At 52.8% G+C, this 24803-nt stretch carries 17 protein-coding genes and 1 pseudogene; 4 read left to right on the forward strand and 14 right to left on the reverse strand.

Annotation, left to right across the window (positions count from 1 at the left end; translation table 11 throughout):
* Positions 1-8 precede the first annotated feature (8 nt).
* The 12 genes from recD to rppH form a co-directional block, all read right to left on the reverse strand.
* Entirely contained in the window at positions 9-1832 is a 1824-nt protein-coding gene (gene recD / locus I6L74_RS03910) for an exodeoxyribonuclease V subunit alpha (protein ID WP_059177648.1), read from the reverse strand.
* Positions 1829-5374, reverse strand: a complete 3546-nt coding sequence (gene recB / locus I6L74_RS03915) for an exodeoxyribonuclease V subunit beta (protein ID WP_059177647.1) — start codon at positions 5372-5374, stop codon at positions 1829-1831. Before recB ends, recD begins: the two co-directional genes overlap by 4 nt.
* Positions 5371-8253 carry a pitrilysin gene (ptrA, locus tag I6L74_RS03920; protein WP_059177646.1) on the reverse strand — a complete coding sequence of 961 codons (2883 nt, stop codon included), beginning with the start codon at positions 8251-8253 and terminating at the stop codon, positions 5371-5373. The genes recB and ptrA overlap by 4 nt, the downstream gene beginning before the upstream one ends.
* 138 nt (positions 8254-8391) lie before the next feature.
* A complete protein-coding gene (recC, locus tag I6L74_RS03925; protein WP_059177645.1) occupies positions 8392-11766 on the reverse strand; it encodes an exodeoxyribonuclease V subunit gamma in 3375 nt (1124 codons plus the stop codon).
* A gap of 12 nt (positions 11767-11778) precedes the next feature.
* The gene (locus I6L74_RS03930; RefSeq protein WP_059177644.1) at positions 11779-12102 is read right to left on the reverse strand and encodes a prepilin-type N-terminal cleavage/methylation domain-containing protein; all 324 of its coding nucleotides are present in this window, start codon (positions 12100-12102) and stop codon (positions 11779-11781) included.
* Positions 12087-12488 (reverse strand): DUF2509 family protein, encoded by a 402-nt coding sequence (locus I6L74_RS03935; RefSeq protein ID WP_059177643.1) that lies wholly within the window; start codon positions 12486-12488, stop codon positions 12087-12089. The genes I6L74_RS03930 and I6L74_RS03935 overlap by 16 nt, the downstream gene beginning before the upstream one ends.
* Positions 12485-13048: a prepilin peptidase-dependent protein gene (locus I6L74_RS03940; protein WP_059177642.1), complete on the reverse strand. Its 564-nt coding sequence runs from the start codon at positions 13046-13048 to the stop codon at positions 12485-12487. Before I6L74_RS03940 ends, I6L74_RS03935 begins: the two co-directional genes overlap by 4 nt.
* Entirely contained in the window at positions 13039-13503 is a 465-nt protein-coding gene (locus tag I6L74_RS03945) for a prepilin peptidase-dependent protein (protein WP_059177641.1), read from the reverse strand. Before I6L74_RS03945 ends, I6L74_RS03940 begins: the two co-directional genes overlap by 10 nt.
* 184 nt (positions 13504-13687) lie before the next feature.
* Positions 13688-14482 (reverse strand): thymidylate synthase, encoded by a 795-nt coding sequence (gene thyA, locus I6L74_RS03950; RefSeq protein ID WP_059177640.1) that lies wholly within the window; start codon positions 14480-14482, stop codon positions 13688-13690.
* Positions 14483-14488: 6 nt separating this feature from the next.
* Positions 14489-15361 carry a prolipoprotein diacylglyceryl transferase gene (lgt, locus tag I6L74_RS03955; RefSeq protein WP_059177639.1) on the reverse strand — a complete coding sequence of 291 codons (873 nt, stop codon included), beginning with the start codon at positions 15359-15361 and terminating at the stop codon, positions 14489-14491.
* Between the two features lie 208 nt (positions 15362-15569).
* Positions 15570-17816, reverse strand: coding sequence for a phosphoenolpyruvate--protein phosphotransferase (gene ptsP, locus I6L74_RS03960; RefSeq protein WP_059177638.1), 2247 nt, complete (start codon positions 17814-17816; stop codon positions 15570-15572).
* Between the two features lie 12 nt (positions 17817-17828).
* Positions 17829-18359 (reverse strand): RNA pyrophosphohydrolase, encoded by a 531-nt coding sequence (rppH, locus tag I6L74_RS03965; RefSeq protein WP_015960265.1) that lies wholly within the window; start codon positions 18357-18359, stop codon positions 17829-17831.
* Between the two features lie 454 nt (positions 18360-18813).
* Here rppH and I6L74_RS21360 point away from each other — a divergent pair.
* The 4 genes and pseudogenes from I6L74_RS21360 to I6L74_RS03985 form a co-directional block, all read left to right on the forward strand.
* A pseudogene (locus I6L74_RS21360) lies at positions 18814-18891 on the forward strand (hypothetical protein); the annotation flags it as partial.
* 151 nt (positions 18892-19042) lie between these two features.
* On the forward strand, positions 19043-19735 hold the full coding sequence (gene mutH, locus I6L74_RS03975; RefSeq protein ID WP_059177637.1) for a DNA mismatch repair endonuclease MutH: 693 nt from the start codon (positions 19043-19045) through the stop codon (positions 19733-19735).
* Between the two features lie 129 nt (positions 19736-19864).
* On the forward strand, positions 19865-20083 hold the full coding sequence (gene ygdR / locus I6L74_RS03980; protein ID WP_015960267.1) for a lipoprotein YgdR: 219 nt from the start codon (positions 19865-19867) through the stop codon (positions 20081-20083).
* A 141-nt stretch (positions 20084-20224) separates the two neighbouring features.
* Complete coding sequence (locus tag I6L74_RS03985) at positions 20225-21265, forward strand: NADP(H)-dependent aldo-keto reductase (protein ID WP_059177636.1); 1041 nt, start codon at positions 20225-20227, stop codon at positions 21263-21265.
* 78 nt (positions 21266-21343) lie between these two features.
* Here the strand turns inward: I6L74_RS03985 and lplT are convergent, their stop codons facing one another.
* Positions 21344-22537, reverse strand: a complete 1194-nt coding sequence (gene lplT, locus I6L74_RS03990) for a lysophospholipid transporter LplT (protein ID WP_059177635.1) — start codon at positions 22535-22537, stop codon at positions 21344-21346.
* A complete protein-coding gene (gene aas, locus I6L74_RS03995; RefSeq protein WP_059177634.1) occupies positions 22530-24689 on the reverse strand; it encodes a bifunctional acyl-ACP--phospholipid O-acyltransferase/long-chain-fatty-acid--ACP ligase in 2160 nt (719 codons plus the stop codon). The genes lplT and aas overlap by 8 nt, the downstream gene beginning before the upstream one ends.
* Between the last annotated feature and the right edge of the window lie 114 nt (positions 24690-24803).

The following is a 24803-nucleotide window of genomic DNA, read 5'->3' on the forward strand; positions in this document are numbered from 1 at the left end:
GGCGAATTTCAGACTGACTCAAAGATGGCGCTTAACCCACTGCGACGCTCAATGCGCGTCGTGACCGCCTGCGTCAGCACGCGTTCATCGGCGTAGAGCGATAACTGCTTACGGGCGCGGGTGATAGCGGTGTAGACCAGTTCACGCGTAATGACCGGCGACATTTGCACAGGCAGAATCAACACCGCGTGATCAAACTCAGAACCTTGCGATTTATGCACCGTCATCGCCCATGCCGTTTCGTGTTCCGGCAAACGGCTTGGCTGGACCGATTTCACGCTGCCATCCGGCATCTGGAACCACACGCGAACCCCCTCCCCGCGATCGAGAGCAATACCGATATCACCATTAAACAGCCCGAGAGCGCTATCGTTGCGTGAAATCATCACAGGTCGCCCTTCATACCAGCGCGAATGCGGCTGGCGGATGATTTTACGCTTCTGAGATAACGTCTGCTCCAGGCGTTCGTTAAGCCCCGTCACACCGAACGGCCCCTCACGAAGGGCACACAGGAGCTGATATTCACCGAAAGCCGCGATAACCGCTTCCGGCGATTCCTGCTGGTGAACACCGTGCAGAAAACGCTGATAACCCTGAACCGCATCTTCAAGCATCGCCAGATACTCTTCACCCGTTTGCAGCGGCTTTTTTTCTATGTCAGCAAAAGCCCCCTTAAACACCGCGCGAATAGCATGTCGATCGCCGCGATTGACCGCCGCGGCAAGCTGGCCGATACCGGAATCACTGCCGAATCGATAGCTTTTTTGCAGTAAACACAAGCTGTCACGTAACGCGCCCGCCACCGGATCGGACGAGCCCTCAATCGAACATCCTGTGAGTTCCGATAATTCCTGCGCGCGCGGTAACGTATAACCCGCGCTGGCGTAATGACAGATATCACCCAGCACAGCGCCCGCTTCAACCGAGGCGAGCTGATCGCGATCGCCGAGGAAAATCACTCTGGCATGGGGCGGCAAGGCGTCGATCAGACGCGACATCATCGTCAGATCGATCATGGAGGCTTCGTCCACCACCAGCACATCCAGATGCAGCGGGTTGCCCGCGTGATAACGCAGGCGCTGGCTGCCCGGCTGGGCGCCCAGTAGACGGTGCAACGTGCTGGCTTCATTCGGGAACAAGGTGCGTTGCGCATCGTTGAGCGGGAGTTTTTGCAACGCGCCGCCCAGCGATTCTGTCAGTCGCGCAGCGGCTTTTCCGGTTGGTGCGGCCAGACGAATTCGGCATTTTTGTTCACCCGCCATTTGAATCAGAGCGGCCAGCAATTTTGCCACCGTGGTGGTTTTACCCGTTCCTGGCCCGCCTGAAATCACGGAAATACGCCGGGTTAGCGCAACCGCCGCCGCCACTTTTTGCCAGTTCACCGACTCACTCTCATCAAATAACGCGTTCAGCGTTTGATGTAACTGGGCAGGATCGTAAGGCAACGGTTGATTTGACTCGTTGAAGAAGCGGGCAATCGCCAGCTCATTTCGCCACATGCGATTGAGATAGAGCCGCTCAGCGCACAGGATGAGCGGCGTCGGCCGATCGCCGGTGCTGACGGCATGGGATTGCAACAAGACGTCCTGCCAGTTCACCGTTTCGCCCACCAGTGCAAAGCACGCTTGTAAGGGGGCCGGGGTTTTGTCATCGATCACCAGACGCGAGAGCGGTAAACAAACATGCCCTTCACCCGCATCCCTACTCAGAATAGCGGCGGCCAGCATGACGGCTGGCTGGTCATTGCCCGCCACCATCATGGCAAACTGTGCATCGAGTGGGCGCAAAACACGTTGTTCGACCGCCTCGAGCAGTAACGCTTGCATCGTCATTCTGCCACCTCTTCCGTCCTTGCCGCGAACAGCATGTCCATTTTATCCACCAGCGCAGCGTCAGGGCGCGTTGTAAAAATCCCGGAGTGCGGATCGTTCGCGTCAATCCCTCGTAAAAATAGATAAATCACACCACCAAAATGCTGCTCGTAGGCGTAATCCGTGATGCGATGACGCAGATATCGATGGAGCGCCAACGTATAAAGCTGATATTGCAAATCATAACGGTGCGACTGCATCGCTGCGGCCATCGCCTGTTGGGTATACGCCTCGCTGCTATCGCCCAGCCAGTTGGATTTGTAATCCAGCAGGTAATAGCGACCATCATGGCGGAAAACAAGGTCGATAAAGCCTTTTAGCATGCCGCTCACCTGGCGGAAATTCAACGCCGGACACGCTTTCGACAACGGATCATATTCGCGGACAAGGCCATCCAGCGCCCCCGCCGTCAACGGACCGGCGATAGGAATATAAAATTCCATCTCTACCTGTTTTTCTTTGGCGGTGAGCTGGCTCAGAGATATACCCGATTCCGTAAGCGGCGCCTGCAAAATCGAGGTGACCCAATTTGTCAGAACAGGTTGCCAGTGCGCATCGTAACCGCCTTTTTGTAGCATCTCAGCCACCCATTCCGGCGAAACAGGTTGCGTAAAATCCAGCTCTTCAAACAGGCTGTGCAAGAATGTTCCCGGCGATGCGCCACGCGGGAATTGATGCGGCGTAAGCGCCGGTTGCTCAATCACTTCGCCGACTCCCGACGCATCCACATCGAGTTTAGGCATTAATTCTTGCGCAAAATTCTGTCCATGCTGCTGCAGCCCGGAATAGCTCGTCACGCGCCAGTCATCCACAAGCCCACGCGTAATTTGCCGCGCGCTTAAATCAGGCGCGGAGATCTCCGGTATCTGCCAGCGTGTCGAATCAATCGGCCCCGGGATCTGAAGCGCGATATTCTCATCGCACAGCGCCTCAAGGCACTGCTTAAGCCCTGCGGCATCTTTTGGCTCACCTTGCTGTATCAGGCGTCCGAGTGCGCTTTGATGAAAATCGCTTTCACCGGTTTTCTCGCCACGACGACGGAAAAGTGGCGCAACGCCAAGGCTGCAATGCCAGACAGATCGCGTTAACGCCACGTAGAGCAGGCGCAGATCTTCTGCCAGACGTTCAGCCTCCGCGAGTTCAATACTGGCGTCCGCTCGGCTGAGATCGAGAATCGCTTCAAACGAGTCACGATCGTGATAAAACGCCTGATCCTGTGCGCGATAATTCGCGATAAACGGCAGGCAAACCAGCGGATATTCCAGCCCTTTCGACTTGTGAATAGTGACAATTTTCACCAGATGCTTATCGCTTTCGAGCCGCATCTGCTGGCTGGCCGCATTACTGTTTGGATCGGCAATGTGTTGCGATAACCAGCGCACCAGCGCGTGTTCGCTTTCGAGTTGCGATCCGGCTTCCTGCAACAGTTCGCTGAGGTGCAAAATGTCAGTCAGACGCCGCTCACCACCGGAAGTCGCCAGCATATTTTCAGCGACGTGGCGCTGAGACATCAGTTCACGCAGCATGGCCATCACGCCGCGCTTTAACCAGCGCTCGCGGTAATGGACAAATTCTTCGACAACCGTGTCCCATGCCGCTTCATCATTATTCAGCGCATCAATGTCTCGTGCGTTGAGGCCCAACATGGAGCTTGCCAGCGCGCTACGCAGCGTACTCTCGCGCTCGGGCGTTAACACAGCCTGCAGCAGCCACAGCATCTCCTGCGCCTCAAGGGTTTCAAAAACGCTGTCGCGGTTGGATAAATACACCGAGGGAATATCAAGTAATGTGAGCGCGTCACGAATCAGCGACGCCTCCTGTCGACTGCGAACCAGCACGGTAATGTCTGAAGCGCTAACCGGCTTTGCAGTTTCACCTTTCCACAGTAACGCTTCGCCACGCACGCCGGCGCTTAGCCAATCGCGGATCTGCGCCGCGCATTGCTGAGCCATCGCGTTCTGATAGTCGCTGACGCCACAGCCTTCGCCATTCATCAGCCAGAAGGTCATGGCCGGCTGGTTTTTTCCCTGATATTCGAAGCGAAGAGCGCTATTTTGCGGTGCGGACTTAACGGGAGAGAATGGAATTTCCTTGAACATAAAGGCCGCATCCATCCGCTCAAAAAGGGTATTTACGCTGGCGACCATACCGGGCGCTGAACGCCAGTTAGTGTCGAGGGTGTAATGCGCCTCGACCTCGCTACGCGCCTTCATGTAGGTGAAAATATCCGCGCCGCGAAAAGCATAAATCGCCTGTTTGGGGTCGCCAATCAGGAGTAGCGCGGTATCAGGTTGCTTGCGCCAGATCCGACGGAAAATGCGATATTGCTGTGGGTCGGTATCCTGGAATTCGTCGATCATCGCCACCGGGAACCGGGTGCGGATCGCAGCAGCCAGCGCCTCACCATTTTCGCTGCTCAGTGCCGTATCCAGTCGGCTCAGCATGTCGTCGAATCCCAGTTCTCCACGACGATTTTTCTCACGTGCGACCGCTTCACGGATCTCGGCCATGGCGCGCGTGATCATCAGATCATTCAGCGTAAGCGGCTGCGATAGCAGGGTTTCGATGGCAACAAACAAGGGGTGTTCCGGCACAACGCCGTCGGCTTTGGTGCGCTCTGCCAGAAAGTTCTGGGAAAATTTTTCAAGCGCGTCAGGTAGCTGGTATCCGCGCGTCTCTTCCTGCGCCCAGGCGCTGATTTTTTCGATCCATTTCGCCTGATTGCCACGGTTAAACTTACGCCGATCGATGCCCGAGTTTTCAATAATGCTGTCGATTTCCCCCACCGAATCGCACCATTTTTGCTTCAGGGTGGCAATCAACGACACGATTTTTTCGTGCCGTTCAGCAAGCGTTTCGTCCGCATGAGGCGGGGATTTGATGACGGGCGCTTCACCTTGAAGATAGCGATCGATAGAGCGCAGAAGATCCTCTGGCCCCTTCCACAAGGCATGTACCGCTTCGGCAATATCGCGCGGCAACGGATAGCAATGACGCCGCCAATAATCCGCGCAGGCCTGGTAACGAAGCGCCGATTCATCTTCGATGAGCTGTTGCTCAAAGAGCATGCCGGATTCAAACGCATTCAAACTCAACATGCGCTGACAAAAACCGTGAATGGTAAAGACGGCGGCTTCATCCATTTGCCGCTCGGCCAGCAACAGCCACTGCGCCGCCTGCTGCTTGTCGACGATCTCTTCAAGCAGGCGCAGATAGAGAGGATTATCGGTACTCTGGCGCAGACAGGCGATACGCAGTTCATGGATATTAGCGCGTATACGCCCGCGCAGCTCGGCAGTCGCGGCCTCGGTAAACGTCACGACCAGCAGATCTTCCACGCTAAGGGGGCGTGAAAAAGCCGCATTGCCGCCCAAGCCTAAAAGCAAGCGCAGATAGAGAGCAGCAATGGTGTACGTTTTTCCCGTTCCCGCTGAGGCTTCAATCAATAGTTCACCTTGTAGCGGCAAACGTAAGGGATCAAGGGACTCAGCGGTATCGGTCATTCTTTTTTGCTCCAGGGCATAGATTTCTGTAATGCGCTGACGCTTTCCCAAACTTTCCAGCCCTGCGGATTAACATAATCCGCCTTACCATTCTGGCTGCCAGATATCTGGGATAAGCAGGCCATACCTTGTGGCTTCACCACCGCCTGGTGGAAGAAATCAGCCACCTTTTCAGGCGTCAGCAATTTTATCTCGGCCACGATTTTATCACGCGAATCAAACGTCAGATTCCCTCTGTCAAAATCTTTGCTCAGTTGTGACGCTTCTTCGCCTAACGTTTGCGGGGCTTGCTGCATCTGGGCGATAACCGCCTGCTGTATTTGAGCGAACTCTTCGGGCTTCATCTTGCGCAGTTTCTCTTCCGCCTGCGGGAAGAAAGCCTGGTAACGCTGCCACAGATACGCCGGCTGTTTATCGTTGCTTTGCAGCAAGAAACCCAGGCCCCACTGACGGCCCACGCTCATGGAGAAAGCAAATACCGCGTAGCCAAGCTGCTCTTCGGTACGCAACTGACTGTAAAACCAAGGCTGAATAATTTGCCCCAGCACCGCGCTGTAAGCAGAACCTGCAAACTCGTCGTAACCCGTTGGGACGAAAACAGCGGCCAGCGCAGAGTCTGTGCTGCTGCCTGCTTTTTCAAAGATCACATTTTGCTGTTTCTCAACCAACACATCCTGATTACGGCACCACTCGTTACCGTTAGCACCTAATTGTTTGCGAACATTTTGCGCGAGCGTTTTCGATTGTTCTTCACTCATATTTCCGACGATCAGAAACTCAGGGCGTGAATGCGTCTTCAACGCGTTACGATAATCCATCACTTCTTTAAGCGTGATAGAAGGGAGTAATGCACGACGCGTTTCGCGCTGGAAATACGGGATCTGGGACAGCATCTGCACAGGCATTATTGCTTGTTCGAACGCCTTGCCTTTCTCTGCCGAATCCATCATTTGCGCATACCATGATTTGGCCTGCTCCAGTTGCTCTTCGGTCGGCGTGTAGCTGAAATAACCGTCCAACAGCGCCTGGAAAAGCTGCGGCAGACGCTGAGTGTAGCCATTGGCGTTCACCATCAAACCATTGTTGGCATTCGTCGAGAAACTGATACCCCCGACTGCGGCCTGATTGCTGAGCTGATCCAACGCAATTCCCGCGAGATAGTCATTCAGGGCGAACATCACCTGATTTTTCGCACTATCCATGGCCTGAGGGTTGCGCAGTATGACGCTCACGTCTGCTTTGGGTTCGCTGGCAAAATAACGACTTGGGGTGTACACCACGCGCAGCGTCGGCTCGTCAACAATCAGCTCCGGATGCGGATATTTTTTCGATGGTGTGATCAGCGTGAAATCATCCGGAATGTACGGATTCAGTTCAGGCAGCTTGAGACCAATGTCATTCGACTTTTTCTGCCAGTCAGCGAATGTTTGCTGACTGATTTTATTGACCTGATAAGGCGCATCAACAAAATACGCTTTTTTATCATGTGGCTCATTCGGGCTGATATACCAGATACGGGCGTTTTGCGGGGTCATCATCGCCAGACGCGCTTTTATTGCCTCAGCATCATAGCGATCGGCAATATTAACGGCATCCAAAGTATGTTCTACCGGAACGCGGAGCATGGTATCTGCAAGCCATTCAACGTAGTCCATATCACGCGTGATGGAGGGATAACGGAAGTCGAGATCCAGCACGTGCGCCAGTTCGTCAAAGTAGCGTTTATCCACGCCCTTTTCGCGTAGCAGCGACAGATAGCTAAAAATGGCAGCAACGACTTCGTCGCGGTGCGCCAGACCTTTGTCAGTTAATGTCGCAGAAATGGCGAGAACACCGCTGTTACCGTTCACTACCGGGTCAGAGTCGGCGCGAATACCTTCCACGAGGCCTTGGTTTTGCAACCAGTCGGAGAGCGTACCAGGACTGCGGTTACCGATAAGATAGGTGACCAGTTCATCCGTTTTGCTACGGAATTGCGCAGTATTGTTATCAATACGGAATTCGACACGCAGCACCTTACGCGGCAGCGCGGGGACGTAATGGATAACGATCCCTTTTTGCTCATCGGTAACAACAGGAACCGTGATCTCAGGACGTTCAATATTTTTGTTCGGAACACGACCATAGGTTTGCGCAGCAATACGTGCCAGCTCAGGCAACGGTTTGTTGCTGTATACCACGGCTTTCATCAAGTTAGCGGAATAATACGTATCGCGGAACGCGTGCAGTGCATCAAGCACCGGGCTCCCCGCTTTATCGCTCAGCGTATCGAGATTACCGCCGGAAAAACGCGAGCCAGGGTGTGCGGGGTTGATGGTTTCTGCGCTGACTTGCGCCATGCGCATACCGTCTCGGGTGCGCGCCATCGTCAGTTCAGCATTGACCGCATTACGCTCACGCTCGGCGTACTTTTTATCCAGTAACGGTGATGCGATGGCATCTGCCAGGCGGTCTACCGCAGGCTCCAGCGCATCGTTTTCGACTTCAAGATAATAGGCGGTACGGTACGGCGCAGTGCTGGCATTGTGGCTGCCACCGTGCATTTTGAGGAATTCAGAGAGGCTGTCCGCCTGCGGGTATTTTTTAGACCCCATCAGCGTCATATGTTCAAGGTAGTGCGCAAGGCCCAAATGCGAGTCAGGATCTTCAAGCGATCCCACGGGCACCACCAGAGCAGAAAGTGACTTCACCGCCTGCGGGTCAGAAACCAGCAGCACAGTCATCCCGTTATCAAGCGTAATCGCCTGATACTGTCGGGCGTCTTTATCGCTTTTACGGATTGTTTCCTTTACGGGTTGCCAACCGGAGTCTGCCTGAGTGACGGGTGCCCAAAGGGCGACAAACAATACAAACGCTTTAAATAAGGTGCTGCCTGGCATTCACTACCTCTTCATCACGGCTACATCATTAATCAACTGCGTGCTGGACACGCCAGCATCTCTTTCTGTTTACATCAGTCCGTGACAACCCGGGCATGATAATTGAACGCCCAGTCCTGTGCAATTTTTATACAGCCGTCATGACTTATTAAATTTGAACATCGGTAACAGGTAGCGTTGAGCTTCAACCGTAATCGTGTCGAAGTACTCGGGTTCCAGCGTTCGCCATAACCGCTGATACCAAACATCGTCCCCTTCGCCCCTCACCATCATGTTCCCTTCATACGCCTGTATAAACTTGCTTCGCGCTTTCTGCAAAGTCGCCTCATCCATTAACATGGCATCATTCTGCGCGTCGTAACAGGTTTTTATCCATGCGCCCCCACTTTCTGGGAGCAGCAGCAAAGGTTTGTTCATGCCCAGTCGATAACCCTCAACATACAGCGTCAGATACGCTAACGCCTGTTCTGAGGACATTGGCGGGAAATGCCATTCGCCGTCTTTACGCACAAACAACCGGCTTTCACCTTCATTCCCGCCCGCACTGTAGACAAGATGTTCGAGCCAGAGTTGCAAGCCCTGCGAAACACTGAGCATCGCGGGACGCCAGCGTAATAGCCCGTCAGACTGCACATGCTGTAGCCAGCCAGTCAGTTGGATACCATTACAGTTCAGGTCGATTTCAAGACTTTTTCCCGGCTGACGGCTCTCAATAACGCGATCGGCTAAGGTCTGCATTTCCTGACACTGTGCGTCCCAGGCTATTTCGCCAAATGCGCCAAAAGGAAGCTGTCCCGCAGCGCGATAACGCCGGAAGAGCATTTGCGCATTTTCTTGTTCGACCAGAGCATTCAGTAATTGCTGGTTAAGTTGATAGCGGCTTAATCCGTCGAGCGTAAACGGTTCTGCATCAGGAATTTCGCTGTCCTCAGAGCGGAAGTTCACCTGCAAACGCTGCTGGAAAAACGCGCGTACCGGGTGTGCCCAAAAGCGCTGCAATTGCTCAAAGGTCAGCGTTTCAATGGGGCGTGGCTCAAGTTCCTGAATAAAATCAGTATGTGCTATGCCTGAATTCTTCGCGGCGGGAAGCCACTCGCGCGCATAGCTTTGCTGTTCGTTTTCCACGTAATTTGTCGGATCAAACGGCATGCGGCTGTGGCAATGCGTGATGTGCGCTTTTACCTTCTGCTCACTCTTGTCGCAATTCAGCGCTTCATCGCCAGGCAGATAGTGGCTCTGCCCAATGTAATCAACGAGTTCCTGCACCAGAACCGACGGGAAACGTTCGCTGTTATCCTGAATTGAATGCCCAATATAGCTGATATAGAGCATTTTCTGGGCAGAGATTAACGCCTCAAGGAAAAGATAACGGTCATCATCGCGTCGGCTACGATCGCCACGCTGCGGCTGCTGGCTCATCAGATCAAAGCCCAACGGCGCGAGCGCGCGTGGATATATGCCGTCATTCATCCCCAGCAAGCAGACGACCTTAAACGGAATCGAACGCATCGGCATCAAGGTACAAATGTTGACAGGCCCGGCCAGAAAACGCTGACTAATACGCTCCTGATCTAGGCGTTGTGTGAGCTCATCACGCAAAAGCGACAGTGGGATAGACTGATCGTAATGTGATGAAATCCCTTCATCTATTATCGCCTGCCACTGTTGCTCGATCAGCGCCATCGCCGCTTCGGTATCGCTGTCTGGCAGGAAGAAATCAGTCAACATTTCACGACATATTGTCTGCCACTCCTCCAGCGGACGGGGCTGCATCAGTTCATGCTTCCAGCGACTAAGCTGCATCAACAGTGACGCCAGGTGTCCAACCAGTTCCGCAATCAGTCCTGTCGATTCGTCATAAGGTAAGACGTCATTCCACTCTCCCTGGCTGCTTTCCATGGCATAGCCCAGCAGCATGCGCGTCAGGCCAAACGCCCATGTGTGTTGACCTGTCGGCGGAAGGGAAAACTCCTGGACGTTGTCATCGTCAATCCCCCAGCGAACACCCGATTCGTTAACCCATTGACGCAAATAGCGCAGCCCTTCTTCATCAATATCAAAACGGGCGGCAAGAACGGGAACGTCCAACAACGCCAGCACATCTTCTGAAATAAAACGGCTATCCGGCAAAGAGAGCAAGCTAATAAACGCCTGTAAAGCAGGATGAGACTGACGCGCCCTTCGGTCAGAAACAGCATAAGGGAGATAACGCTCGCCTGTCGCGCTGCCAAATACCGCCTGGATAAAGGGGCTGTAACTGTCTATATCAGCAACCATTACCACGATATCGCGCGGAGTAAGTTCAGGATCGTCCTGCAGCAACGCCAGGAGTTTATCGTGAAGTATTTCCACTTCGCGCTGCGGGCTATGACACATGTGAATGGTCAGGCTGCGATCGTCAGGATCCAGTTTGCGTTTCTTGTCGCTGCGCGCAAATTCTTCAGCCGTGATTCCCGCTATTGCGCGATTCTCCAGATCAAGAATATCCGACTGGATATTGTGTAAAAGGCTATCTGAGCTAATGTCCACAAACGCGTCGACGTCACCTTCGCCAGAAGAGGTAATGTCGGAAAGCATATGAATATAGTCTCGTCCCAGTTTGCCCCATGATGCGAGCAGCGGATTCGGTAAATCCTGAATCCCCTCTTCACTGAAAAGATGAGCAGCAGTGGCACTGTCTTTAAAAAGCGGGATAGAGCGTTCTTCGAATATCCGACGTCTCTGGCGGGTAACGAGCCGAGCGAGCCAACGGGAATCCTGAATATCGCCCCAGTAATGTCGACAAGGGTTAGTAAACAAAATGTGGATATCGACATGCTTGCCCAACGCTTTAAGTGCATTCAGATAAACGGGCGGTAACGCCGAGATTCCGCAGATAAACACGCGCGAGGGTAACCCTTCCGGTGGCTTCGAAGCCGCTTCGAGCGTTGCAATAAAACGATCGTAGAGATTGGCACGATGCCACTGGGGCTGCCCCAGCTTTTCAGTATGTTCTATCAGCGCTTTCCAGAGCGGGGCCTGCCAGATTTGAGCATCGGGTAAACCATCAATAAGTTCTCCAGCTTCCCAACAGTTCAACCATTGCGAACGATAGACCAGATATTGGTCATACAGATCGGCTGTACGCGAGGCGAGCTGGAACAACTTACGTTTATCATTATCGTCACTGAGATAGTGCCGGAGCATGACGAATTCATCGCGTGGAAGCATATCGGGCAGAATCGACATCAGCTTCCAGCTCATGCTTTGTTTACTGAATGCACTTTGTTTAGGGATATCTGGCAGAACACGGACAAACATGTCCCAAATAAAACTCGCGGGAAGCGGGAATTCGATATTTGCCGCGATACCGAATTTTTGCGCAAAGGACATTTGTAACCATTGAGCCATACCGGTGCTTTGTACCAGCACCATTTCAGGCTCGAAAGGATCGAGAGGATGCTCGCGCTCGACGATAAACTCCATCAACGCTTCCAGCACATCCAGACGATTAGAATGGTAGACCCTTAACATACACGCTCCCGACTACTGGCTTACCGGACAATGCAGGCGTGTCATTTGACCCTGCCGCCCCAGAGGAGAAAAAATAGTGACCGTGATGCTGACACATCCGGCCTGCGTTGTCTGCACCCGGTTCGTACGCCAACCCTCCGGCAACGTATCAGAGTATAATTGCGCCTGATTCCAGGCATAATGCCAGAGCTGACGATATTGATTGAACATCGCAAAACGGCTCGCTAATGCTCGATGATAGCCAGACAGCGCAGTGACAATCATCACCAGTAACACCATCGCCACTAACACTTCCACCATGCTGAATCCCTTTTGTCTTTCTAGGGTAGCCGACATAGCGCGTCCTCCTTGAGTGGACAAAAATCGCTCCAGCCATGGGGAGAAAAGACAACTCGCCCATTCTGTATTTCCCCACTACGCCATAACATCACTTCACCACTGCCAGCGATCAGTAAAACGCGGTCATTACCCAGCCAGCGCACGCAAGCTCGCCCTTGCCGGGCATTCTTGCACTGGAGATTTGGACTCACTGGCCATAGCTGACTCTTTCCCCACTCCAGCGCTGACTGTGCGTTAGCCTGATGCTGTATCAACTGGCGCTCACTGCTGACAATACGTGTAAACGAGTCCAGTTGTTGGTTGAGCCCAGTCAGTATTAAGCTCCCAATAATGAGCAGAAGCAGTACCAGGGCGAGCGAAGACATTCCACGCTGGAGGTTCACAGATTGAACCCAGTTACGCGATAAGTCGCTTGATAAGGTTCGGTTTGCAGACCGATGCGAGAAGCCGCAAGCTCAATCGTTAATTCAGGTGAAAATCCAGATGACTGCGTTTTGCTCACTAAAAATCGTTTGATCAGAATGCTGGCGGGATCAGTTAGTTTTTCCCACCCTTTTCCGTCGCAGGAAGTGGCTCCGCGCTGTATTTCAAGCGCTCCCCCTTCGAGACGAAAACCCGTTTGCTCAGTTTCTGATTGCGGCGCGTTTTCCCAACGTCCATTGCTGTTAGCATCCCACTGAACAATGACGCAGCTTCCTGCCCTGCCAATCGACAGCGCTTGCCCCTGACAAAGGCCAGCACAATATCCAGCTCTCTGCAGCTGTTTACCAATTGCAGAGATTCTTAACCCTACCTCTTCTTCCAGTTCCTGCTGCCTTTCTTGCATCAGGCTGACACGCTGCAAACCCGGCAGAAAACGCGCAGTGCTCAGTAATAAAATGCTGCCAATCGCCATGGCTAACAGCACTTCTAATAACGAAAAACCTCGTTGATTTATTGACATATTCCTTTGCCCGTACTGTTACACATCCTAATTCGCCCCCCGTTTGAGACGATGAGTAACCACTCGCCCACATCGCTTTTAACGCGAATATGCCCGGGCCAGGCGGTATCCCTTAACCCATAAAATGCCAGCGAGGGGGTCACCTCAGCGATCGTGACGTCAGGCCATAGCGGCTTGAGAACAAAAACGCTTCGCGTATCACAATCCGTTATTTTCGTCGTTAAAAGACACCCGCTTTGACCGTCATTTTTGAGCAAAATAATGTGGTCACGGTTATGCCCGTTTGCGTCATCGCGTAATTGCACCAGAAAGTCCCGCACCTGATGTGCGGTTTGCCAGAGGCGCTGCTGTTGCTGCCAGCTTTGCCAGCCAAATAATCCCGTCGCGCTAAGAATGACCACAATTGAGATAGCCACCATCGTTTCGATGAGCGTAAATCCACGTTCTGTTTTCATGGCGGCAGTGTGATGAGAACGACAAGAAAAAACGAGGGAGGAAATTGAAAGTTACGAGGCGTTTTCCACGCTATTTTTTTCGTTGCATTGCGTTGCAAAAAGGGTTGAAAGCGACTCGTAAAATCAAAAGTCAGGCAAAAAAAACCGGCACTGATTAGCGCCGGTTGTGTGAAGATGTCGCTTGTTAGATGGCCACTGGCGCTTTAATGCCAGGGTGCGGATCGTAGCCTTCAATTTCAAAATCTTCGAAGCGATAGTCGAAGATAGACGCCGGCTTACGCTTGATAATCAGCTTAGGCAAAGCCCGTGGTTCACGAGTCAACTGAAGGTGCGTCTGTTCCATGTGATTGCTGTAGAGATGGGTATCGCCTCCTGTCCAGACAAAATCACCCACTTCAAGGTCACATTGCTGCGCCATCATATGTACCAGCAACGCGTAGCTGGCAATGTTGAATGGCAGGCCAAGGAATACATCGCAGGAGCGTTGGTAAAGCTGACAAGACAGCTTGCCATCGGCAACGTAGAACTGGAAGAAAGCGTGACAAGGCGCTAAGGCCATTTTGTCCAGTTCACCGACGTTCCAGGCGGACACAATAATGCGTCGCGAGTCTGGATCGTTTTTTAGCTGATTGAGCACGGTGGTGATCTGATCAATATGGCGGCCATCAGGCGTAGGCCATGCACGCCACTGGTGACCATAAACCGGCCCCAGGTTGCCGTTTTCATCCGCCCATTCGTCCCAGATAGACACGTTGTTTTCACGCAGATAAGCAACGTTAGTATCGCCTTGCAGGAACCAGAGCAGCTCATGAATGATCGAACGCAAATGGCAGCGCTTCGTTGTCACCAGAGGGAAGCCTTCTTGCAGATTGAAGCGCATCTGGTGGCCAAAAATAGAGAGCGTACCTGTTCCGGTGCGGTCGTTTTTCGGCGTGCCCTCATCGAGCACTTTTTTCATCAATTCAAGATACTGTTTCATGGTTCCTCAGGAGAGCTGTTGCTGTGGACGACGGTACGCCCAAATCATCATGATGATACCCGCGACAATCATCGGGATGGATAGAATCTGCCCCATGCTGATGTACTGAACCCATTCGCCGGTGAACTGGGCGTCTGGCTGGCGGAAGAATTCCACGATAATACGGAACGCGCCATAACCAATCAGGAACAGGCCGGAGACAGACCCCATCGGGCGCGGCTTGCGGATAAAGAGATTCAGAATGATAAACAGCACGACGCCTTCAAGCGCCAGCTCATAGAGCTGAGACATATGACGCGGCAGCACACCGTAGGTATCGAAAATGGATTGCCATTCCGGGTGCGAAGGTAAAAGCGCGATGTCTTCAGCGCGAGAGGCCGGGAAGAGCATGGTATACGGCACGCTCGGATCAACGCGTCCCCACAGCTCACCATTGATAAAGTTGCCCAGACGACCCGCGCCCAAACCAAATGGAATGAGCGGTGCCATGAAGTCCGCGACCTGGAAGAAGTTGCGCTTGGTCCGTTTGGCAAAAATTACCATTACCAGGATGACACCAATCAGGCCACCGTGGAAGGACATGCCGCCGTCCCAGACGCGGAACAGGTACAGAGGATCGCTCAGGAATGTCGGGAAGTTGTAGAACAACACGTAGCCGATACGCCCGCCCAGGAACACACCCAGGAAACCTGCATACAGCAGATTTTCAACTTCACTTTTTGTCCATCCACTGCCAGGACGACCGGCACGACGACCGGCAAGCCACATGGCAAAGATGAAACCAACCAGATACATCAGACCATACCAGTGCAGCGCAACGGGCCCGATAGAGAATATGACCGGATCAAATTCCGGAAAATGCAGATAACCACTGTTCATCTGTCACCACAAGTTCTTGTTATTCCGCTGAAAAGGCACAGCGGCAGAGAATCGCGAACGGCGTTAACCGACGCTCCAAAGTGGCGAATCATAGCATAAGGCTGGCAGGGAGGATGCGGTTGAGATGTAAAAGATGTGTATAGAGTATCGTGAGAATTTATTTGTTTACCCCGAAGCGATCGCCGAACGGGGGTAACGATGTTGGTCGTTACCGACCACCGCGGATCAAGCCACCCATGCCACGACGCTCCATAAAAGCGGCAACCTGGTGACGCACTTCTGTTGCGAACTGCGCCTCAAGGCTTCGCTTTGCAAGATCCTGAGCTTCGTCAAAATCAATATGGCGCAACAGGTATTTAACGCGAGCCACCGAGCGGCCATTCATCGATAAATGGCGGAATCCAAGGCCAATCAATATGGCGACACACATCGAATCCCCCGCCATTTCGCCACATAACCGCAGATCGATATCGTACTGTTCAGCTTCTCGCGCGATCATCGCCAGCGCACGGAGCATCGCCGGATGCAGGCTATCGTAAATGCTGGCAACACGCGTATTGTTGCGATCCACCGCGAGCATATACTGGGTGAGATCGTTGGTACCGACAGAGATAAAATCGACGCGATTTGCCAGCTGCGGCATCATAAAGACCATTGAAGGCACTTCAAGCATCACTCCGATACGCGGTTTCGGGATCGCATAGCCGATCATCTCCTCCACTTCGCGGCCTGCACGTTCGATTAAACGACGCGCTTCGTCAATTTCATCCAGGCTGGTAACCATCGGCAAAAGAATACTGAGATTGCCCGTGGCTGCATTCGCACGCAGCATTGCGCGAACCTGAACCAGGAAGATTTCTGGCTGATCGAGCGTGATACGGATCCCGCGCCACCCGAGGCAAGGATTTTCTTCGCTGATGGGCATATAGGGCAGTTGTTTATCGGCGCCAACATCCAGCGTTCGCAGCGTTACCGGCTTGTCGTTAAACATCTGCAGCATGCCCTGATATTGCGCCACCTGCTCTTCTTCGGACGGAAATCCGCTTTGCAACATGAAGGGGATTTCCGTGCGGTACAGGCCAATACCATCAATGCGACTCCCGAGCTTTTCTTCATGCGCGGGACTCAGGCCTGCATTGAGCATCACTTTGACCCGCTCGCCGCTTTTCAGTTGCGCAGGCAGATTGACGTGATCTTCCGCAAGCTTACTTAACTCATTTTCTTCGCTAATCAGCCGCTGGTATTCCTGCAGCAAAACGGGCTCAGGATCGACCAATAATTCGCCGCGATAACCATCAACGACAAGCGTGCGCCGTTGCAGCACGGCAGGCTGAATATCCGCCCCCATAACCGTGGGGATCCCCAACGCCCGCACCATAATCGCGGCATGGGAGTTTGCTGCACCATCGCGCACCACGATGCCCGCCAGTCTGTCCTGCGGTAATTCAGCAAGCGTCGTCGCAGAAAGCTCATCCGCCACCAGCACAAAACGTTTCGGCCAGGCGTTTTCACCCTGATTAGTGTCATCGAGATGGAATAACAGACGCTGCCCGAGACTGCGGAGATCGCCTGCCCGTTCTTTAAGATAATCATCGGTCAATGCCGCAAACTGTTCGGCAAATTTTTCGATAACTTTCTTCACTGCCCATTCAGCCACGGAACCTTTGTCGACCTCAGCAAAAAGTTCACGTCGCAAACGCGCATCGGAAAGCAGGTGTGAATAGAGGTCAAAAATGGCCGCCGTCTCTTTTTGCGCACCTGCCGCAAAACGCTTGCTGTAACGTCGGAATTCGTTTGAAGCCTCCTCCAGCGCCCCCGTCAGACGCTCTCGCTCAAGTACAGCATCAAGCGTTGAGGCTTCATACACCTGTTCCATCAGCGGTAACGTGGCATCCATCCAGCCTTCGGCAATGGCAACGCCAGGTGAAGCAGGCAGCGCGCGGATTCGCGTTTGGCGATATTGGCCAAACAGTGCTGCCAACTGTGATTGAGAGAGGATCGCCGCCATTTGGGTGGCTAACGTGACGAGAAATGACTCTTCGCTTTCGTCGAACTGGCGCAACTCGCGCTGCTGGACAACCAAAATACCGAGCAGCTGGCGGCGCTGAATGATCGGCACCCCAAGAAAGGCTCGAAAGCGTTCTTCTTTAACGGAAGGAATATATTTGAAACTGGGGTGTTTTTGCGCATCCGCAAGGTTGATAGGCTCCGCCAGCCGACCGACGAGGCCGACGATACCTTCATCAAACGCAAGTGCAACGGTGCGACCACGCGGTTTTTTAAGGCCGCGGGTCGCCATCAGGTAATAACAGCGTCGATCATGGTCGGCCAGATACACCGAACAAACTTCGGTTTCCATCGCAAGACAGATGTCAGTCACCAGGATATCCAGCGCCTCATTGAGACGCGGCGCACTGGCAACCTTTTCGACTATTTCTCGCAAGCGGGTGAGCATGATTTGCGTTGCTTAACCTCTTTTACGTCGCCAGGCAGGTGCGCTTTGTGGTTTAGGAGGAGCCTCCTGAAACGCTATCACAACACTTGCAAACTCTTTCATTACCCTACGGTAAACATCGCGTTTAAACGAGACGACCTGACGGACAGGATACCAGTAGCTCACCCAGCGCCAGCCATCAAATTCTGGCGTACTGCTGGTTTGCATATTGATTTCAGAGTCGTTGCTTACCAATTGCAGGAGAAACCATTTCTGTTTCTGGCCGATACAAACCGGCTTTGTGTCCCAACGCACCAAACGTTTCGGTAACTTGTAACGCAACCAGTTGCGGGTCGAAGCCAGGATGCGAACATCTTTTCGGCTTAAGCCGACTTCTTCGAACAGCTCCCGATACATCGCTTGTTCTGGGGACTCTCCAGGATTTATCCCGCCTTGCGGGAATTGCCAGGAGTGCTGACCATATCGCCTTGCCCACATAACCTGGCCCTGACGATTACAAATTACGATACCTACGTTCGGGCGGTAGCCATCGTCATCAATCACCGGACTACCTCAAACTAAACCTTATATATGAATGATTGTTTCATACTACTGTGAGGCGGTAAACCACTCTCTTACAGGGCTGCAACCTAATAACATTTGAATAACTCACAATTTTCACCCAAGTTATAAACAGACAGGCAGGATTGAGGCCGATTTTATTCACTTTTTCTGTGGATATACTTGTGAAGAAGTATGGAATTACCGATGGACAACATTTTCCAGCACGAAAATAAGAATGTCTTACCAGAAAATAAAAACCATAATTATTAATAACTTAAAAACAAAATAATGAGCATCACCTACCAAAGCGTGACCGTTATCACAGTGAAGATCGTAAGGCTGATGAAAGATCGAACAGCGTCGGTTTTATCCACAGATTGTGCCAATAAGTTAGTCACATTTTGTGTGAAAATTCGATTTTCGTCGCACGTCTAGGCTGTAAATCGAAACAGTAGTGAGGGTTATACCCAGTTATCCCACTTTTCTGTGGATAACTGGGTGTAAGATCCTGTTCATTGCCAGTGACCAGTTTTGAACAACCCTGATTTCGAATTAAGTTTCGCTCTTTTTTTAAATAAAAAAGACATATAAATCATAATCCTGCCATATCTGTTCAGAAATCGTTAAACTCTATCCACAAGGTCTCTTTTTGTTGTTCATTTTTTAAACAAAGGCAGATATAAATGCTTCCGCTCGTTCCACTCCGCTCTCACCCTGCAACAGAAGAGCAGTTATTGCACCAGGCGCAGCGCGTAGCCGGCCATACCCTCGGAGAATTAGCCGCACTGGCAGGGCTGCCTATACCCCAGGATCTGAAACGCGATAAGGGTTGGATCGGCGTATTGCTAGAACTGTGGCTGGGAGCTAGCGCAGGCAGCAAGCCTGAACAAGATTTCGCCGCGCTGGGTGTCGAGCTGAAAACCATTCCTGTCGATAGCCAGGGTAAACCGCTCGAAACGACGTTCGTCTGCGTCGCTCCCTTAACCGGAAATACTGGCGTCACCTGGGAAACAAGCCATGTCCGTCATAAACTGAAGCGGGTACTGTGGATACCGATCGAAGGTGACAGAGCAATCCCGCTGGCTGAGCGCAGGGTGGGCGCACCGCTGCTGTGGAGCCCTGATGAAGAGGAAGATCGACAACTTTGTCAGGATTGGGAAGAGTTAATGGATATGATCGTTCTTGGGCACGTTGAGCGTATAACGGCGCGTCATGGCGAAGTTATGCAATTACGTCCGAAAGCGGCTAACAGCAAAGCGCTCACCGAAGCCATCGGTGCCCGTGGTGAGCCAATACTCACGCTGCCACGCGGCTTTTATTTAAAAAAGAACTTCACGGGTGCCCTGCTGGCTCGCCACTTCCTGTTGAAAACATAGTTTTTATGTGAAGTTTGAAGTGAATCAAACTCAATCACCTTCTTTTTAAGATTTCACTGCTTCCCCATAGCGCATATTCAGGTTATTACTACACTATGATTTGATACGAGCCAGATGAGGATGATAACGATGAAAAAATGGGCGGTGATAATCTCGGCGGTCGGTTTAGCGTTTGCTGTTTCAGGTTGTAGCAGCGATTACGTCATGGCCACGAAAGATGGCCGAATGATACTGACAGACGGCAAACCCGAAGTCGACGACGATACCGGACTGGTGAGTTATAACGACCAGCAGGGTAATAAAATGCAAATTAATCGTGACGATGTGTCGCAAATTATCGAACGATAAACAGATAAAGGTCAGCCGCTTGCTGGCCTTTTTGATTTTTTCCTTCCCCTTTTGCCTCCCCTCTGCCATGTTTATATTCCTCCGTCCGGAGTCCGTTCCTGATCCCGACGCAGCCTACATGTCACACTAAGGAAGCCGGCTATGCATTATCACCGTATCCCCCACAGTACTTTGGAGATCAGCCAACTGGGGTTGGGCACGATGACATTCGGTGAACAAAACAGCGAAGCCGATGCCCATGCGCAACTCGATTTTGCCGTCAGCCAGGGTATTAACCTGATTGACGTTGCAGAAATGTACCCCGTGCCACCGCGCCCGGAAACCCAAGGATTAACCGAAACTTACGTTGGCAACTGGCTGGCGAAGAGCGGTAATCGCGAAAAACTGGTTATTGCTTCAAAAGTGAGCGGTCCCTCGCGTAACAATGATGCGGGTATTCGCCAGAATCAGGTTCTGGATCGCAAGAATATTCGTGCCGCGCTGGATGAGAGCTTAAAGCGCCTGCAAACAGACTACCTCGATTTATATCAGGTGCACTGGCCGCAGCGTCCAACCAACTGCTTTGGTAAACTGGGCTACAGCTGGAGCGACAGCGCACCTGTCGTGACGCTGCTCGAAACGCTGGAAGCACTGACTGAATGCCAGCGTGCCGGTAAGATTCGCTACATCGGCGTCTCGAACGAAACGGCCTTTGGCGTAATGCGTTATCTGCATCTGGCGGATAAACACGATCTGCCGCGCATCGTAACGATTCAGAATCCCTACAGTCTGGTGAATCGCAGCTATGAAGTCGGTCTGGCGGAAGTGACGCAGTATGAAGGTGTCGAACTGCTAGCTTATTCCTGCCTGGGCTTTGGGACGTTAACCGGTAAATATCTGAATGGTGCTAAACCGGCGGGCGCACGCAATACGTTGTTCAGCCGATTTACGCGTTATAGCGGCGAGCAAACGCAGAAGGCGGTGGCGGCTTACGTTGATATTGCGAAGCATCACGGGCTGGATCCGGCACAAATGGCGTTAGCCTTTGTTCGCCGCCAACCGTTTGTCGCGAGTACGTTATTGGGCGCAACGACTATGGATCAGTTGAAAACTAACATTGAAAGCGTCCATCTTGAGCTGAGCGACGACGTTTTAGCGGAGATTGAAGCCGTGCATCAGGTTTACACCTACCCTGCACCGTAATAAAAGCAAAACGGCAACTTTGTTGCCGTTTTGAATTTTACCCCTCTCTGGGTGAGATAACACTATCAGGCCGCCACGCTAGCGACGACGCTGCCAGATCCACAGCCCGGTAATCGCCAGCGCAAAGAGTGCACCAAATCCCACACCAATACTCACCACCGGTAACCCCGCTTTGACAGCCAGCGAGTAAAGCCCCAGCATCAGCAGCATCGCGGTGTTCTCACCCAAATTCTGCACGGCAATCGCGTTGCCTGCGCCAACAGTATGCTTGCCGCGCTCCTGCAATAACGCATTGAGCGGCACGATAAAGAAACCGCCCAAAATACCAATCAGGATCAGCAATGCGTAAGCTGGTAAGAGCGCATGTTGCAGGGAAAAGAACAGCACGCCCACGCCAATTAAAATCCCGGCGGGCATACAGCGCCTGACCGTTTCCAGCGTCACCAGTTTCGCCGCTGCACCCGCACCCACCACAATCCCAACAGCGACCATGGCGTTCAGATAGGTTGGCGTCGCGTTGTCGGTGATGCCTAACGCTGTCGGAACCCATAACACCAGCAGGAAGCGTAGCGTCACGCCAGCGCCCCAAAACATGCTTGTTCCCATCAGGGAGAAACGCGTTTCGCCATCGCGCCACAACACCCGGCAGGCATTAAAGAAACTGGACGTCATCGGGGTGAATCGCCAGGATTGCCCCGGACGCGCCACGGGCAGCGTCGGGATAAACAGGTTTGCCACTACGGCACCGGCATACACCATGGCGCAAACGCCCAACGCCGCCAGAACGTGCCAGTCCGCCAGCACCCCACCGGCAACAGAACCAAGGAGAATCGCGGCAATCGTGGATGACTCCATCAGACCATTGGCTTTGACCAGCTTATCGCCCGTTGTCAGCTCACCCAGAATGCCGTATTTGGCAGGAGAATAAGCCGCTGCCCCAATACCCACCAGCGTGTAGCCAATAAAGGGGTTGAAGCCGAAACAGATACTTGCGGCACCCAACAATTTTAGGCTGTTGGCGAACATCATCACCCGCCCTTTTGGGAAGCTGTCCGCCACCTGCCCGACGAACGGGGCAAAAAGGATGTAAGCGCCCACAAACACCATCTGCAGAATAGGCTGACTCCAGTCAGGATAGAATTCTGCTTTCAGAAGCGCCAGGGTGGCAAAGAGCAAGGCATTATCGCCAAAGGCCGAGAGAAACTGGGCAGATGTCACCGCCATCATGCCCTTCGACCAGAGCGAAGTGTTAGTGTGTGCTGACTCACGCATCGTGCTTCTCTGCCTCTTCAACCATGCCTTTTAGCGCGACAAAATCGGGTTTACCGCTGCCCAATACGGGTAACTGCTTCAGATAACGAATGTCGCGCGGCACGGCCAGTTCTGGCACGCCATGTTCACGAGCATAATGGAGCAGTTGTTCACGTTTAAGCTCGCTATCCGTCGTAAAGAGCACCAGGGCCTCGCCTTTACTGGCGTCACTTTTAATCGCCGTTGCGTGCATTTTTTCGGGAGATAAAGCATTCGCGAGCTGTTCAACCATCTCCAGCGACACCATTTCTCCGGCGATCTTAGCAAAGCGCTTCGCACGGCCCTGAATTTGCACAAATCCCTGTTCGTCAAAGCGCACAATATCGCCCGTGTCATACCAGCCGGTTTCCACTTCGCCAGCGGCATTTTCCGCCGTCGGCGCTTCAAGCACGCCTGGATTTTCAACGCGCAGATAACCGTTCATCACGTTTGGCCCTTTGAGCTGCAGGCGACCGCCCTCGTCAATACCCGGCACCGCCAGCAAACGCGCGTCCATTCCAGGTAAGATACGCCCCACCGTGCCCGGTCTGGCAGCCATCGGCACGTTGATTGACACGACGGGGGCACATTCCGTTACGCCATAGCCTTCTAGAATGCGCAGACCAAACTTGTCCTGCCAAATTTCGCGCGTGCTGTCCTGCAATTTTTCGGCCCCGGCCACCACGTAGCGCACACGGAAGAAATCATACGGATTTGCAAAGCGCGCGTAGTGCCCCAGGAACGTCGACGTGCCGAAAAGCACCGTACAATTACGGTCATAAACCAGTTCCGGCACAACCCGATAGTGCAGCGGGCTGGGATAAAGGAACACTTCCGCCCCGGTGAATAACGGTGTAAAAAGCCCGACCGTCAGGCCGAAAGAGTGGAAAAGCGGCAGCGCCGACATAAATCGATCTTTGGCGGTAAAGTCAGCGATCGTTTTGATCTGCTCAACGTTCGCCAGAATGCTTTTATGGCTGTGGACCACGCCCTTTGGATGGCCTTCAGATCCTGAGGTAAAAAGAATCATCGCCGCATCTTCCGGCTGCTGTTTAACCTGCGCCAAATGCGGCATAAGCAGATGCGCGAAAATCCACACTTTGTCCGCTGTTGTGACGTCGGCTTTGAGATCTTCGAGGAAGACCCAGCGCACCTGCTTGAGCTGTTCCGGCAAATGCCAGAGTTTGCCCTTATCGAGGAACTGGCGTGAAGTGAAGACCGTTTTGATCTCTGCCGCCGTAATGGCGCTGGTCAGCCCTTTAACGCCCGCCGTGTAGTTCATCATTGCCGGAATTCGACCGCGGGCGACGGCACCAAAAATCACCGCTGCGCTGATGCCGGCGTTGGGCAACATTAGGCCGATTTTCTCGCCCTTTTGACTGTATTTCTCAAGAATACGTCCGACAAACAGCGTTTTGGTCAGAAGTTTGCGATAAGTATCCGGGTTGAAATTAATGTCTTCGACACAGTTTTTTCGCGCACCATAGCGGTCCTGAGCCGAAAGTAACGCTTCATACAGCGTTTCACGCGGACGCACCGCCATGCGGGCTTCCATCATAATTTGATGAAGCATTTCCCCCGCCATTTTTCGGCGGTCGCGAGCGCGTGGGGCGTCAGGCATGGGCAGCGTTGTCGGCGGCAGAATATGCAGCGTAATCTGCGGAAACAGCCGTTGCTTCACCAGCCCTTTCAGACGACTGAAATAGGTCAGTTCTGCGCCTTCAATACGCAACGGAACGACTGTCGCTTTCGACTTGGCCGCAACAAAACCGGCCCCGTCGTAGATTTTCATCAGCGAACCCGTTACGGAGATACGGCCTTCCGGGAAAATCACCACCGGCCGCCCCTGCTCGATCAGGCGAACCAGATGCTTAATCATCATCGGTTTTGTGGGGTCGAGTGGGACGAGATCCACCAGCGGCGCAAGCCAGCGCATGAACCATTTCTGGCTGATAGAACTGTACACCGCAAACACCGGACGTCCAGGCAGGAAAAGGGCCAGCAGGATCCCGTCGATAAAGGAAACATGGTTTGGGGTGATAAGGACGCGATCGCCTTGCAGTGACTGGGTATCACCCGTCAGACGGATGCGAAAGAGGATACGAAATAAGGTACGGAAGAACCCAAATAGCATTTCAACTCCCTTTGCCTGTCAATAATTGGCGTTACGCTAAATTGTGGCAGATTACACGAGAAGTGCAGGAGGGGCGATAGCTTATTCGGAGCGAAAAAAAACCTGCGCATCTGC

Source organism: Lelliottia amnigena (genome assembly GCF_019047465.1).
GTDB classification, from domain to species: Bacteria; Pseudomonadota; Gammaproteobacteria; order Enterobacterales; family Enterobacteriaceae; genus Enterobacter; species Enterobacter amnigenus.